Annotated in this window: 14 protein-coding genes and 1 tRNA gene; 10 read left to right on the top strand and 5 right to left on the bottom strand. The window is 69.6% G+C overall.

The window, feature by feature from the left end; genetic code table 11:
• Positions 1 to 912, top strand: coding sequence for a rhomboid family intramembrane serine protease (locus AB0G10_RS24230; RefSeq protein WP_360925777.1), 912 nt, complete (start codon positions 1 to 3; stop codon positions 910 to 912).
• Between the two features lie 3 nt (positions 913 to 915).
• On the opposite strand, the gene AB0G10_RS24225 is transcribed toward AB0G10_RS24230, so the two are convergent.
• On the bottom strand, positions 916 to 1,317 hold the full coding sequence (locus AB0G10_RS24225; RefSeq protein ID WP_360925775.1) for a PH domain-containing protein: 402 nt from the start codon (positions 1,315 to 1,317) through the stop codon (positions 916 to 918).
• Between the two features lie 118 nt (positions 1,318 to 1,435).
• On the opposite strand from AB0G10_RS24225, the gene AB0G10_RS24220 reads away from it, so the two are divergent.
• A complete protein-coding gene (locus tag AB0G10_RS24220) occupies positions 1,436 to 1,909 on the top strand; it encodes a hypothetical protein (protein ID WP_360925772.1) in 474 nt (157 codons plus the stop codon).
• Between the two features lie 9 nt (positions 1,910 to 1,918).
• Here AB0G10_RS24220 and AB0G10_RS24215 read toward each other — a convergent pair whose 3' ends face one another.
• On the bottom strand, positions 1,919 to 2,779 hold the full coding sequence (locus AB0G10_RS24215; RefSeq protein ID WP_360925769.1) for a transketolase: 861 nt from the start codon (positions 2,777 to 2,779) through the stop codon (positions 1,919 to 1,921).
• A 5-nt stretch (positions 2,780 to 2,784) separates the two neighbouring features.
• Entirely contained in the window at positions 2,785 to 3,462 is a 678-nt protein-coding gene (locus AB0G10_RS24210; protein WP_360925767.1) for a transketolase, read from the bottom strand.
• 60 nt (positions 3,463 to 3,522) lie between these two features.
• Between AB0G10_RS24210 and soxR the strand changes: the two genes are divergently transcribed.
• Positions 3,523 to 3,966, top strand: coding sequence for a redox-sensitive transcriptional activator SoxR (gene soxR, locus AB0G10_RS24205; protein ID WP_360925764.1), 444 nt, complete (start codon positions 3,523 to 3,525; stop codon positions 3,964 to 3,966).
• Between the two features lie 473 nt (positions 3,967 to 4,439).
• Here soxR and AB0G10_RS24200 read toward each other — a convergent pair.
• Positions 4,440 to 4,524: transfer RNA gene (locus tag AB0G10_RS24200), tRNA-Ser, on the bottom strand.
• Positions 4,525 to 4,592: 68 nt separating this feature from the next.
• Between AB0G10_RS24200 and AB0G10_RS24195 the strand changes: the two genes are divergently transcribed.
• From AB0G10_RS24195 to AB0G10_RS24180, 4 genes are all read left to right on the top strand, one after another.
• Positions 4,593 to 5,555: an NAD(P)H-quinone oxidoreductase gene (locus tag AB0G10_RS24195; protein WP_360925762.1), complete on the top strand. Its 963-nt coding sequence runs from the start codon at positions 4,593 to 4,595 to the stop codon at positions 5,553 to 5,555.
• Between the two features lie 137 nt (positions 5,556 to 5,692).
• The gene (locus AB0G10_RS24190) at positions 5,693 to 6,283 is read left to right on the top strand and encodes a DUF4352 domain-containing protein (RefSeq protein ID WP_360925759.1); all 591 of its coding nucleotides are present in this window, start codon (positions 5,693 to 5,695) and stop codon (positions 6,281 to 6,283) included.
• 245 nt (positions 6,284 to 6,528) lie between these two features.
• Positions 6,529 to 7,344 carry an NlpC/P60 family protein gene (locus AB0G10_RS24185; RefSeq protein WP_360925756.1) on the top strand — a complete coding sequence of 272 codons (816 nt, stop codon included), beginning with the start codon at positions 6,529 to 6,531 and terminating at the stop codon, positions 7,342 to 7,344.
• A 270-nt stretch (positions 7,345 to 7,614) separates the two neighbouring features.
• Positions 7,615 to 8,145: a YbhB/YbcL family Raf kinase inhibitor-like protein gene (locus tag AB0G10_RS24180; RefSeq protein WP_360925753.1), complete on the top strand. Its 531-nt coding sequence runs from the start codon at positions 7,615 to 7,617 to the stop codon at positions 8,143 to 8,145.
• 66 nt (positions 8,146 to 8,211) lie between these two features.
• Here the strand turns inward: AB0G10_RS24180 and AB0G10_RS24175 are convergent, their stop codons facing one another.
• A complete protein-coding gene (locus AB0G10_RS24175) occupies positions 8,212 to 8,928 on the bottom strand; it encodes a class I SAM-dependent methyltransferase (RefSeq protein ID WP_360925750.1) in 717 nt (238 codons plus the stop codon).
• 277 nt (positions 8,929 to 9,205) lie between these two features.
• Between AB0G10_RS24175 and AB0G10_RS24170 the strand changes: the two genes are divergently transcribed.
• From AB0G10_RS24170 to AB0G10_RS24160, 3 genes are all read left to right on the top strand, one after another.
• Positions 9,206 to 11,194 (top strand): hypothetical protein, encoded by a 1,989-nt coding sequence (locus AB0G10_RS24170; protein ID WP_360925748.1) that lies wholly within the window; start codon positions 9,206 to 9,208, stop codon positions 11,192 to 11,194.
• Between the two features lie 143 nt (positions 11,195 to 11,337).
• Positions 11,338 to 11,931, top strand: a complete 594-nt coding sequence (locus tag AB0G10_RS24165) for a SigE family RNA polymerase sigma factor (RefSeq protein WP_360925745.1) — start codon at positions 11,338 to 11,340, stop codon at positions 11,929 to 11,931.
• Positions 11,867 to 12,991, top strand: a complete 1,125-nt coding sequence (locus AB0G10_RS24160) for a hypothetical protein (RefSeq protein ID WP_360925742.1) — start codon at positions 11,867 to 11,869, stop codon at positions 12,989 to 12,991. Before AB0G10_RS24165 ends, AB0G10_RS24160 begins: the two co-directional genes overlap by 65 nt.
• Positions 12,992 to 13,090: the final 99 nt, after the last annotated feature.

Raw genomic sequence — 13,090 nt, 5'->3', positions numbered from 1 at the left:
ATGAGTGAGGCTCCCTCGACGATTCCGATGTGCTACCGCCATCCGTCGCGGGAAACACTGATCAAGTGCAGCCGGTGCGAGCGTCCGATCTGCACCAGTTGCATGAACGACGCGTCCGTCGGCCACCAGTGCCCGGACTGCGTCAAAGAGGGACGCCGTGGTCAGCGGCCGGCACGCACCGCCTTCGGCGGGAGCCGTGCCGGCCAGCTCGGCTACGCCACCATCACGATCATCGCGATCAACGTGCTGGTCATGGTGGCGTCCGTGATCGTCGGCGGCCCGCGGGCTATCGCCGGCGGCGGGGGCGGCTTCGGCGGCCTGCTCGGCTCCGGCACCTCGGTGACCGACTTCGGCGAGGTGCTCGGCCTCGCCTACTACCCGGACGGCGAGCTGCACGGCATCGCCAACGGCGAGTGGTACCGGCTGGTCACCGGCATGTTCCTGCACTACGGCGTGCTGCACCTGCTGCTCAACATGATGCTGGTGCTCCAGCTCGGCCGCTATCTCGAGGCCCAGCTCGGCCCGCTGCGCTTCGTCGCGCTCTACCTGCTCGCCGGGTTCGGCGGCAACGTGGCGGCCTACCTCTTCCAGGCGCCGAACCAGCCCTCGGCGGGCGCCTCGACGGCGACGTTCGGCCTGGTCATCGCGGCCATCGTGCTGAACCGGCGCACCCGGCGCGACTCCAGTCAGCTGATCCCGCTCCTGGTGATCAACCTGATCTTCACGTTCACCATCCCGGGCATCTCGATCGCCGGGCACGTCGGCGGTTTGGTGGCCGGCGCGGTGGCGTGTGCCGCCCTGGTCTACGCGAGCCAGCCGAACCGCGCGGTGAAACAGGTGGCCGGCTGCTCGCTCATCCTGGTCGCGCTGGTGGTGGCCGCCGTGGCGCGGACGATGAGCCTGCTGGCCTAGGTTCTAGGTGCGCAGGTCGGCGAGCCGGGTGACGACGTCCTCCGGCAGCGCGCCGAGGTCGTTCGCGCTGTACAGATACAGGGCGTCACCCGCGTCGATCTCGAGCAGCTCGCTCTTGAGGCCCCGGCGGGTGCTGTGCTCCACCCGTACCCTCTCGATGGCCGACCATGGCAGATGCCGGCGGCGGGCGATGCCGGTGACCACCGTGATCCCCTCGGTGTCCGCCGCGAGGCGGACCGGCACCAGAAGATCCCGCAGCGCCCACCCGGTGAGGCCCACCGTGACCAGGCCCGCGAGAACCCAGCGCACCGGATCGCCCTGCGCGAACGCGGCGGCCAGCACCAGCGCGGCGACCGCGCCCATCAGCTTCGTGACCGGCAGGACCGGCTTGACGCGCCATTGCATGTCACAACTATGTCAGCGCGTCACAGAATGACCAGCGCCACGTTCGCCGGGCGGCTGTAATTCGATATTCAGTGAGGTCGGCCGACTCCTCATCCGTTCATCCCGCGTTAAGAATCACATGGACGTGTTCGCCAGGACGTTCCACCAAGCCGCAGACGCCGGATCGGCCAGCCCGGCCGCGAACCGGCACATGACGATCTTCCGTAGTTGCGTCGACCAGGATGACGCCGCCGTGCTGGTGGCCCGGTGCGCCAAGTCCGGCCTGCTCTTCTCCGGCGGCTCCTACCTGATGCTGACCCAGCGCCGCCTCGTGGTCATCCAGGAGATGCGGCCGCTGCACCGGCAGCGCCTGCACCTCAACGCCAATCTGCGCCATCTCAGCAACGTGAGCTGGCAGCTCTCCCGATCGGGCATCGAGCTCGCCCTCACCGCCGTGGACGGGGTGCGGGAGAGTTTCCGGCTGCGGCTCGGGGACGCCGCGACGGTGTGGCGGGTCGAGGAGCTGCTCCGGCAGGCGTTCCACGGCCGGCGTGCCGAGCCGGTCGCCGTTCCCGCCGCCCGCAGGCCGCTGGCCGCGCCGGTCCTCGCCTGATCGCTCTCTCTACGCCAGGAATTCGGTTATCGAGCGGCGTAGGCCCGCCGGGTCGAGGCCGTGCTCGCGGGCGTGGTCGCGCCAGGTGCCGTAGCGGCGGACCTCCGCACTGCCGGGCCCGAGGTGCAACGAGCGGTGCGGGCGGTTCTGGAGGATCTCGCTGATCAGCCGGGCCGACGTGCCGGCCAGGTAGGGCTCCACCACCACTATCTCCTGATTCATCAGCGTATTGATGGCGTCCTTCGCCATCGGGCGCGGCGTGTTCGTGTAGAGCACCGTCACGTCGAGGCCCTCGACCGCCTTCAGCACCGGATCCAGCATCGGGCCGACCGCCACCACCAGGGGGCCACCGGTCCGGAGCACGCTGCCGTCGGCGTGCGCCTCCCGGTTCTCCTGCACCGAGAGGCGCACGTAGACCCGGTCGTCGTGCCGCGCCGCCGCCCGGAGCAGGCCGGGGACCTCGTCCCGGTGACCCGGGACGTGCACGGTCCAGCCCTCCAGGGTGTCGAGCAGCGCGACGTCACCCGGCGACTGGTGGGTGTATCCCTCGGCCGCGGCGTCGTACGAGGCGCCGATGCTCACCAGCACCGCGCCCGCCTCCTGATGCCCGAGGTCCAGCTTGATCTGCTCGTAGGCGCGGTCGACCAGGAACGGCGCGTAGGAGTGCAGGAACGGCCGCATCCCGGTGAGCGCCAGCCCGCCGCCGACGCCGGCCATCAGCTGCTCGCGGATGCCGACGTTGAAGACCCGATCGGGATGTCTCCGCAGCGCCGGCGCGAACGCGTCCCCGGAGATGTCGGCGATCACGAGGGCGGTACGCGGGTCCTCCTCGAGCAGGGCGGTGGTGGTGGCGACGAATGTCTCGCGCATGATGCTCAGCCTCGCTTCGGTTCGACGGTGGCGACGACGAGTTGCGTCTCCGCCGGGTTCTTCAGGGCCTTCTCGATGGCGTCGTGGTCCCGCCCGTCGACGACGTCGACACTCCAGCCGGGGAACCGCGCCGCGATGCCGCCCGGCCAGCCGTGCGTCGACGATCGGTTGTCGATGACGATCGCGGTGAGCGGCAGCCGGACCGCCGCGGCGTACGCGATCGCCTCGTGGTTCGACCCCTCATCCAGTTCCGCGTCGCCGACCAGCACGAACGTGCGCGTACCGGTGAAACCCTGGGCGCGCAGGCCGAGCGCGGTCCCGACGGCCAGGCCGAGCCCGTGCCCGAGCGAGCCGGTGCCGGCCTCGACGCCCGGGATCAGCACCCGGTCCGGGTGGTGGCCGAGCGGGCTCTCCCAGCCGCCGAGATCGTCGAGCCACTCCTCGGGGATGAAGCCCTTGGCGGCCAGGACGGCGTAGTAGGCGGCCGGTCCGTGGCCCTTCGACAGCAGGAAGCGGTCGCGGTCGGGTTCCTCCGCCGTGGCGGGCGTGACGTTGAGGACCCGGTCGTAGAGCACCCAGAGCACGTCCAGTGTGGAGTGCGCGCTCGGGGCGTGCTTCGCGTCACCGGTGATCCGGCTCAGAAGCGTGTGCAACGGATTGGTGGGTGCGCTGAGAGCGGTCATGTGTCTAGGCTGCAAGTTGAAGTTCACTTCAGCTCAAGCTTGTTTCCCGGGGGGATTTCGATGGAGTCGCTGACGATCGGCGAACTGGCTGCCCGCAGCGGAGTGGCGCCGTCCGCGCTGCGCTTCTACGAGCGGGAGGGCCTGATCCACGCCAGTCGCACCGGCGGCAACCAGCGAAGATACGACCGCGCCGAGCTGCGCCGCGTGGCCTTCATCAAGATCGCTCAGCAGGTCGGGGTGTCGCTCGACGAGATCCGCGAGGCGCTGGCATCCCTCCCCGAGAACCGCACGCCGACGAAGGGCGACTGGTCCCGCCTCTCGGCGCGCTGGCGGCATCGGCTCGAGGAGCGGATCGCCGTCCTGGAACGGCTCCGCGACCAGCTCACCGGCTGCATCGGCTGCGGCTGCCTCTCCCTGCAACGATGCAAGCTCGTCAACCCGAGCGACCGCCTGGCCGGGCGGGGCGCCGGCCCCCAGATGGTCCTCAACCCACCCGGCGACTGAGCCGCCCTCCTCATGTGGGGAGTTGAGGCGCGATCCGCACCCGAACTCAACACGCTGCTGGGTTAGCGGCGCCGTGTGGGAAGTTGGGGCGCGGATCGCACCCGAACTCGACACGCTGCCGGGTTGGTGGCGCTGTGTGGGGAGTTGGGGCGCGGATCGCACCCGAAGTCGACACGCCGGTGGTGGGCGCGGTTGGGATGGCGAACCCCGAGCCGGGGCTGTGGCCTTGCCCACCACTGGTGGTTGGTCTGGAGCTCGACCGGCCGCCCGGCGTGAGCCGCGCCGCCGGGGCCGGGCCGCGGCGGGATGGTCGCGGGCGTGCCCATGCACCGGTAGCGAAACCCGCGCAACGGCCGGGACCGGGCGTCCCGGCCCGCGTCGTGGCCCCGGGGCGGCCATGGTCGGCGGGACGGCCATCGCCTCGTACTCATGCTGGTCTTGCGTTTCAGCAGCTCAAGGCGGCTGGTTGAGAGCGGAGGACGTGGGATTCGAACCCACGATGAGTTTCCCCATACCGGTTTTCAAGACCGGCGCCATCGGCCACTAGGCGAGTCCTCCAGGCGGTGCCGCTCCAGTTTGCCACCCGCCCGCGTTTCGTGTCGTACCGGTGGGGCAGAGTCGGCCTCATGCACGCCATCGTGATCGAGGACAAGCGGCTGGTCTGGGCGGATGTGCCCGACCCGGAGCCGAAGACGGGCGAGGTCGTCGTCGATGTGACGGCTTCGGCGGTGAACCGGGCTGATGTGCTTCAGCGGCAGGGGTTCTATCCTCCGCCGCCCGGCGCGCCCGACCATCCGGGGCTGGAGTGCTCCGGGGTGATCAGCGCGATCGGGGAGGGGGTGACCGGTCATCACGTCGGGGAGCGGGTGTGTGCGCTGCTCGCCGGCGGGGGCTATGCGGAGAAGGTCGCCGTGCCGGCCGGGCAGATCCTGAGCATTCCGGCCGGGTTGTCGCTCGTGGAGGCGGCGACGCTGCCCGAGGTGGCGTGCACGGTGTGGTCCAACGTGGTCGACCGCGACCGGCTGAAGACCGACGAGACGCTGCTCGTGCACGGTGGCGGGAGCGGCATCGGCACGTTCGCGATCCAGCTGGGGGTGGCGCTGGGCGCGACGGTCCTGGTCACCGCCCGGGCGGAGAAGCACGAGCGGTTGCTTGCGCTGGGTGCGTCGCTCGCGGTGGATTACAAGACCGAGGATTTCGTACGGTCGGTGCTGGACTTCACGGGCGGGCGGGGCGCCGATGTGATCCTCGACATCGTCGGGGCGAAATACCTGTCCCGCAACATCGAGGCGCTGGCCCCGAACGGCCGGATCACCGTGATCGGCATGCAGGGCGGCGCGAAGGCCGAGCTCGACCTGGGTGCGCTCATGGCGAAGCGCGGCCGGGTGTCGTCGACGTCGCTGCGGGCCCGCCCGGTCGACGACAAGGCCCGGATTGTCGCCGGCGTGCGCGACCAGGTGTGGCCGCTCGTCGCCGCCGGGCTCATCAAGCCGATCATCCACAGCACGTTCCCGATGGCGGAGGCGGCCGAGGCGCAGCGGCTCATGGAGTCCAGCGAGCACCTCGGGAAGATCGTTCTCACTCTTTAGAGGGAACAATCCTGGAGGCATATGCCGGATAAAGTCGGATATGCGGCGAGTCGCCACGGTGATCGGACGTGCCGAACCCAGCATGGACGGACAGCGCGTCCGTTGGTCGCGTCTGCAACCGACCGCTGGGGGACTCCGTGACGTACGCACCGCACCGTTCCGCGCCGCCCGCCGTCGTGGAGGACTACGACGGGCTGGACCCCGGGACGGCGGCGCTGCGGACCAGGCTCTGGATCGCCGGAGGGATCGTCGCGGTCGTCGCGCTGATCTCCTTCGGCGTCTGGGCCGTGGTGACGGCCGAGAGCCGGCCCGCTGTGGTCGCCTCGAACGCGCCGGGTGTGGCGACGGCCGGCCACTTCGAATTCGTCGTGAAGGGTGTCCGATGCGGCCTCGACTCGGTCGGGCCGGACGGGCTGCAACAACGGGCGAGCGGCCATTTCTGCCTGCTCGACGTTTCGGTGAAGAACACCGGCTCCGAGCCGGAGCTCTTCGACAGCGGTTCGCAGCGGGTCTACGACACCAACGGCGTAGCCTACGCCGCCGCTGATCAGGCCGCGGTGTTTCTGAACGATCGCAACCCGACATTGCTCAACGAGATCCCGCCGGGTGGCACGGTGGACGGGGTCCTGCCGTTCGACGTGCCGACCGACGTGGAGCTGGTCGAGGTCTCGGTGCACGGGGCGCTGTCCACACCGGGCGTACGCATCACCCTCCCACCGGCCGGGTGACCGTAGCGAGTTTATCTTTTCGAGATCGGGGGGATCAATTAGCTGAATCCTGCCCCGAATCATTCGATGTTGTGTTGGCATGGTCCACGGAATACGCATGGTTGTCCGGGTTCCCATTGCCCACCTTCGACGGAGGCAATGGCGCGGCAAGCAGTATCCGCCGCGCTGCATGGGATTCGCGTGAGTGCCCCGGGCCTATTTCGGAGGCAACACTGCACGGTTCGTCCACCCGCCGGGTGCTGACCGTGGGCGCGCTAGCGCTCGCCGTCATCGCGCCGGCCCTAGAGCCCGCCGAGCACGCCGCGGAAGCAATGCCCGCCGCGCCCCTGCCGGCCACACCGGAGGCCCCCGGCCTCGAACTCCCCGACTTCAACACCGGGCTGCTCCAAGCGCGTATGGCGGCCCAGCAGAGGGCCTCCCGTTCGATGGTGCGCCGGCCGGCGGTGCTGCGGCCCAACGTCCGTCCCGTCGCCTCGCCGGCGCTCCGGCGCCCGGTGGCGGTCCAGCCGGGTCGCGCGGCACGCGTGGCGGCGCAGCCCGGACGCGCGGCACGCGTGATCGCGTCCCGTGCGGCCGGCGGGGTCGCCCGGAAGGCGGCGGTCTCCCGGAATCGGATCGCCGTGCAGCAGAAGCGCGTGACGGTCGCGAAGCGCGGCGCCCTCTCGGTGCGCAAGACGACGCGGAGCACCACGGTCCGGCGTCTGCGGTCGGCCGGCGCCGGCGCGGGCCGGAACATGAGCGCCGTGATCGCCTTCGCCCGCTCCCAGGTGGGCAAGCGCTACGTGCGCGGCGGTGAGGGCCCGCACGGGTTCGACTGCTCCGGCTTCACGAAGCGGGCCTACGCGAGGGTGGGGATGAGCCTGCCGCACTCCTCGGGCGGGCAGGCGCGGCGCGCGCGTACCGTCTCCCGGTCCCAGGCCCGTCCCGGCGACCTGGTGGTCGGTCCCGGGCACGTGGGCATCTACATGGGCCGCGGCATGATGATCGACGCCGGGAACAGCCGGACGGGGGTCGTCTACCGCAAGGTCTACCGAGGTCTGCGAGTGGCTCGCGTCAACTGAGACGGAAAGCAGTAGGCACCCGCCGGAAGGCGGGTGCCCACTCGCTCTATCGCAACCGGGCGCGGGGATCTCTGCCGCACACACCCGGTCGGATGTCTGACACCAGAGTCGCCCAGCATGCTCACAGGTATGCGCACCACCTGTGCGTTTACCCGGACGAGTGACGGCTCGCCGCAATGCGGACGAAAGGCGCTCGTGACCTCGGACGGTTAATCTCGGCCCATCGTGGGAAAACCTGATCAGTTCATCACCACGCCGCCGGAGGCCTTCATGAGTCTTGACCGTGCCCTGGCTCCCGACCCTTACGATCTCTTGCCGCCGGTCCCGTCCTTCACGGTGACCAGCACGGACGTGACGGACGGGCAGCCGCTCGACGAGCTGTTCGCGCACACCAGCGTGGGCGGGAAGAACCTCTCGCCGCAGTTGACCTGGTCCGGCTTCCCGGACGAGACGCGCGGATTCGTGGTGACCTGCTTCGACCCGGACGCCCCCACGGGCAGCGGTTTCTGGCACTGGGTGCTGGTGAACCTGCCGGTGTCGGTCACGTCACTCGACCGCGGTGTCGACCCGCTCCCCGATGGTGCGTTCTGCGTCCGCAACGACTACGGCGAGCAGAACTACGGCGGTGCCGCGCCGCCGCCCGGCGACCGCCCGCACCGCTACGTCTTCGCGGTGCACGCGATCGACGTGGACCGCCTCGAGGTGACGCCGGACGCCTCGCCGGCCTATGTCGGCTTCAACCTCGCGTTCCACACCCTGGCCCGGGCCACCCTGCGCCCGACGTTCCAGGTTCGGGGCTGAGGTGCTCGGTTCGGATCCGACATGAAAAGGCCGCCGGTTCGCCGGCGGCCTTTTCCGTGTACGAGATCAGGCGGCGGGCACCTTCGCCACGCAGAAGACGGACTGGCCGAACGGCGGCCGGACGATCTTCTCGGCGGCCTTCGTCACCGGCAGCACCAGCGAGTCGTAGATCTTGACCATCGGGCCCTCCTTCGGCGCCAGCTTGAAGATGCTGGTCGCCGTGTAGTACCCGAGGAGGCCCAGCGCGTTCGCGTAGTGCAGCTTCTCGATCTCCAGGCCGGCCTCGACGAACGCGGCGGAGAGGGTCTTCTTGGTGTAGCGCCGGATGTGCCCGGTCGCGTAGTCGACGTCACTCATCGCGAACATGAACGCGGGCACGATGATGATCACTCGACCGCCGGGGCGGACCAGTTCCTTCATGCTGGTGAGCGCGCCGACGTGGTCCTCGATGTGCTCGAGGACGTTGTAGGACACGGCCGCGCTGTACTCCCCGTTCGCCTCCGGCGCCGGCAGGAGCATCTGCTTCACGTCGATGTTCGGATAGTCCGCCATCCGCTCCTTGAGCAGGACGAGACGATCCGGGTCGGCCTCGGTCGCGGTGAACCGCGGGAGGTGCTCCGACCATTCGATCGCGTAGTCACCGAGGCCGCTACCGATCTCGATCGGGTTGTCCCCGAGGTACGGGAGCGCGAGCTCGACGAACCACCGGCGGTGGTTCACGGCCGTGGCGAGGCCTTCGAGCACTTCGGACTGGATCCGCTGGTCTCCAGTGATGTCTGCCATAGGTGAGGTTCCCTCATCTTGCCGATCTGAGCTGACAGCGGGACCGGAGAAGTTAACCACTTGACGCGCCTATCCGAAAGTTGACCACCGGGCGCCGCCGATTTTTTGGCCTGATTGAGACATAGGCGGGTCGGTACTCGTTCGAGTTACGCGCTGAAAGCTTCCTGTGTAGCCGGACACGGAGAGCACGCGGAAAACACGCGTACATATCGGCTCTATCACGCATCGGGCGCTCGCCGCTGAACTCTTCGGAACCTCGGTTAGGCTCGCCGATGCTATGACGATTACGGGTTTTGACTCGACAGGCCAGTCGACCGGCGAGAACGTTCTTCCGCCGCGCCAAGCGACCGCCGACGACGACCTGGACGCGGAACTGATCGCCCTCGAGGGCGACGTGCAGGTGAGTGCGCCGGCCGCTGTCGCGCCGGCTGTGGAAACCACTGAAGAGCAGGAGATACGCCCTGCTCGACGCCGCCTCCCGTGGCGTGCGCTCACGTGGCACGACGTGCTGGCGATCGGCACTTTCCTGGCCGTCGCCCTCTTCGTCACCGCGCCGTTGTGGCTCAATCTTGATCATGAGTTGCGCGATGATCCACAGGATCAGGCATTCTTCGAGTGGATGCTGGCGCACGGTGCCCGGGTGCTCACGGATGGCGTATATCCGTTCTTCTCGGACCGGCTGAATTACCCCGACGGGGTGAACATGATGGCCAACACGTCAGTGCTGGCCGTTTCCCTGCCACTGACGCCGATCACTCTTCTGTTCGGTCCGCATGTGGCCTTCAACGTATTTCTCACCGGCGCATTGGCATTAACCGGCACTTCGTGGTATCTGGTGCTCTCGCGCAGGTTCGTCACGTCCCGCCTGGCGGCCTGGGTCGGCGCGCTCTTCTGCACCTTCGCGCCGAGCATGGTGTCGCACGCCGGCGGCCACCCGAACATCGTCTCGCAGTTCCTCGTCCCGCTGATCATCTGGCGGACGCTGGAGCTCCGCGTCCCGCGCCGGTCCATGCGCAACGGGCTGATCCTCGCCGGGCTGCTGATCTGGCAGGCGTTCATCAACCTCGAGATCCTGTTCATGACCGCGGTCGGCGTCGGCATCTTCTGCGTCGTCATGGCGATCGTCCGGCGTAAGGCGCACCGCGGCGAGGTGCTCACCTTCATCCGGGGCCTCGGCGTGACCGCGGCGGCGACCCTGGCCGTGCTGGCCTACCCGCTGAGCGTGCAGTTCTTCGGGCCGCAGAGCTACCAGGGCCTCGCCACGTTCGTCCGGAACTTCGGCGCCGACCTGGCCTCGTTCCCGGCGTACGCGAGCCGGTCGGTGGCCGGCAACGAGACGGTCGCGGCCGGCCTCACGCAGAACCCGGCCGAGGAGAACGCCTTCTTCGGCTGGGGCCTGATCATCCTCTTCCTCGGCCTGGTGCTGTGGATGCGCAGGTCTGTGGCGGTGCTCACGGTCGGCGCGATCGCGGTCTTCTTCGCGGCGATGTCGCTCGGCCCGCGCATCTACGTGAACGGCGTGAACACCGGCATCCCCGGCATCTGGTCGATCATGCACAGCATCCCGGTGCTCGACTCGGCCGTGCCGACCCGCTGGGCCATGGCGATCGCGCCGATGGTCGGCATCGTGCTCGCCCTCGGCTGCCAGCGCGCGGCCGACATGATCCGTACCCAGCCGCAGTCGCGCGGCCCGGTCCGGGTGGCGATGATCACGGCGGTGGCGATGGCCCTCGTGCCGCTCGCCCCGACCCCGCTGCAGACCACGCTGATGGACCCGGTCCCCGAGTTCGTCACGTCCGGCGCCTGGAAGCAGTACGTCGACGAGGAGCACACCCTCGTCGCCCTGCCGCTGCCCGACTCCAGCTACCCCGACCCGCTGCGCTGGACCGCTTACACCGGCCAGGACATGCGGATCGCCGGCGCCTACGCCCTGCTGCCGAACCAGGACCCGCGCAACCCGGACGACCGCACCGCGATCTTCTCGCCCCCGTGGCGGCCCACCAGCGGCCTGATGTCCTCGATCCGCCAGGGCAACCCGATCCCGGAGATCACCGACACCCGGCGCGAGATGACCCTGGCCGACCTGCGGTTCTGGAAGGCCGGCGTGGTCGTACTGACGCCGCAGACCCGCGACATCGAGATGCTGCGGGCCTTCTCCGACCTGATCGGTTTCCGCCCCACCTGGACCGCCGGGGTCTGGATGTGGGACGTGCGGGCCCTGGTCGACGACCCGGACGCGACAGTCACCGCGACCGCCACCCGCTGACCGTCCCGCGCCGGCGGCTTCTCGCCGCCGGCGTGTGTCGGCGTCGGCTCTCCGCCGCCGGCGTGTGTTCAAAAAATCGGTGATCGCGTGCAACCCTTTCCGGTCGGCTGAGCCTCTTAGCTCGACGGAGGGAGCACAACCGAGTGGACACCGAAGACGCGGAGGATTTCCGCGAGTTCGTCCGCGGCCGATTCGACCAGTTGCGCGCACTCGCGTTCGTGACGTGTGGTGACTGGCAGACGGCGGAGGACGCCACGGCCGGCACCCTCGCGAAGCTGTACCGCCGCTGGGACAAGGTCACCACGCCGGACGCGTACGCCCGCACCATGGTGGTCCGCGCGGCCATCAACGAGAAGCGGAAGCCGTGGCGGCGCGAACGTTCGTACGGCAGCGATCTGCCGGACGCGGCGCTGCCCGATCACGCCGGCGTCGTCAACGAACGGCTGCGCCTTCACCATGCGCTCAGGAAGCTGCCGACCCGGCAGCGTGCGGTGCTCGTCCTGAGGTTCCTCGAGGGCCTCAGCGTCGAGGAGACCGCGGACGTCCTCAAATGCCGGCCCGGCACGGTCAAGAGCCAGTGCGCCCGGGGGCTGGCCTCGGCGCGGGCCCTGCTGGCCGCCGAAGACATCACCCTGTACGACGACGAAGAGGGGAACGAACGTGGGCTACGACATGCGGGACGTTTTGAAGTCGCTCGAGGCCACGCCGCCGCCTCCGGCGCGTACGACAACCGATGACATCATCGGCCGGGCCCGCCGGGCACGAGCCTGGCGCAACGCCGCCCTGGGCACCGGCGCCGCCGCCTGCCTCGCCGTGGCGGTGGCGGTCTCCGCGACCGTGCTGACCCAGCCCGGCCTCGACGACGCGCCGGCGGCCGGGCAACCGGGCCCGGACGCGTCGTTCTCGGCGCCGCCCGCCGAGCGGACCGATCCGCCGCTGCCCGTCGACCGGATCGACTTCAGCAGCGAGCTCGGCCAGTACCGGGTCGGCGCCTACCGGATCGGCCCGGCCGTCAAGGTCACCGGCGGGTACACCGAGCTGCCGGTCTACCACGACGGCACGACGCTGGGCGACGGCACTGCCACTCCGCTGGAGGTCGCGACCGTCGCCGTCTACGACGAGGGCGTCTACGACACCGCCCTGTTCGGCGGCGCCGGCGACACCACCCTGACCATCGGCGACCAGTACCCGGTGACCGTGGACGGCCGGGACGCGCTGGGCCGGGACTGGACCTACACCTCGCCGACCGACCCGGCGAAGAAGACTGTCATGTCCGCCCTGGCCTGGCAGTACGCCGACGACGCCTGGGCCACCCTGCTGCCCGGCTACGGGGGCCCCGACCTGTCGCGGGAGCAGGCGACGGAGATCGCCGCGGGGCTCACCACGTCGGGCAGGCGTGACCTGAAGGTCCCGTACCGATTGAAGTTCCTGCCCGAGGGCTGGCAGGCCGTCGCGGTGCGGCAGGCCGTCCCCGGCACCACCGACGCGGTCTCGGAGGTGTTCCTGCACGAGGGCCCGGTCGCCGACCCGGCCACCCGCATCGACGAGGTCCTTCCCGGCCATCTGAAGATCTCGGTGATGAAGGGCCTCGAACCCGGAAAGGCCGACTACATCGAGGACGAGGGCGTGCACTGCGTCGCCGGCCGGGAGAGCTGCGCGGTCGTCGAGGGCGAATACCGGATCGACCTGGAGGGCTACGGAGGCGCCCTTTCCAGCGACGCCATCAAGCGGATCGCCGAGGGCGTGCAGCTGCGCGACCCGGCCGATCAGGACACCTGGGTGACTGTCGACTTCTGATCCACTCACCGGTCGGCAGCTTCGGCCGCGCACCTTCCTGGTTGCGGGCCACGGTCGACCAGGCTCAGCAGGCGTCGTACTCGGGCGACCCGCACGCCG

It is taken from the genome of Actinoplanes sp. NPDC023714 (genome assembly GCF_040639855.1).
GTDB lineage: Bacteria > Actinomycetota > Actinomycetes > Mycobacteriales > Micromonosporaceae > Actinoplanes.
The sequence above is the reverse complement of the archived record's forward strand: the minus strand, read 5'-3'. Positions and strand labels throughout refer to the sequence as shown.

Bases quoted from the DNA above. Each gene is read 5' to 3' on its own strand.
- AB0G10_RS24210 (WP_360925767.1), bottom strand. From the start codon at position 3,462: ATGACCGCTCTCAGCGCACCCACCAATCCGTTGCACACGCTTCTGAGC.
- AB0G10_RS24180 (WP_360925753.1), top strand. From the start codon at position 7,615: ATGAGTCTTGACCGTGCCCTGGCTCCCGACCCTTACGATCTCTTGCCG.
- AB0G10_RS24215 (WP_360925769.1), bottom strand. From the start codon at position 2,779: ATGCGCGAGACATTCGTCGCCACCACCACCGCCCTGCTCGAGGAGGAC.
- soxR (WP_360925764.1), top strand. From the start codon at position 3,523: ATGGAGTCGCTGACGATCGGCGAACTGGCTGCCCGCAGCGGAGTGGCG.
- AB0G10_RS24160 (WP_360925742.1), top strand. From the start codon at position 11,867: ATGCGGGACGTTTTGAAGTCGCTCGAGGCCACGCCGCCGCCTCCGGCG.
- AB0G10_RS24225 (WP_360925775.1), bottom strand. From the start codon at position 1,317: ATGCAATGGCGCGTCAAGCCGGTCCTGCCGGTCACGAAGCTGATGGGC.
- AB0G10_RS24195 (WP_360925762.1), top strand. From the start codon at position 4,593: ATGCACGCCATCGTGATCGAGGACAAGCGGCTGGTCTGGGCGGATGTG.
- AB0G10_RS24230 (WP_360925777.1), top strand. From the start codon at position 1: ATGAGTGAGGCTCCCTCGACGATTCCGATGTGCTACCGCCATCCGTCG.
- AB0G10_RS24220 (WP_360925772.1), top strand. From the start codon at position 1,436: ATGGACGTGTTCGCCAGGACGTTCCACCAAGCCGCAGACGCCGGATCG.
- AB0G10_RS24175 (WP_360925750.1), bottom strand. From the start codon at position 8,928: ATGGCAGACATCACTGGAGACCAGCGGATCCAGTCCGAAGTGCTCGAA.
- AB0G10_RS24170 (WP_360925748.1), top strand. From the start codon at position 9,206: ATGACGATTACGGGTTTTGACTCGACAGGCCAGTCGACCGGCGAGAAC.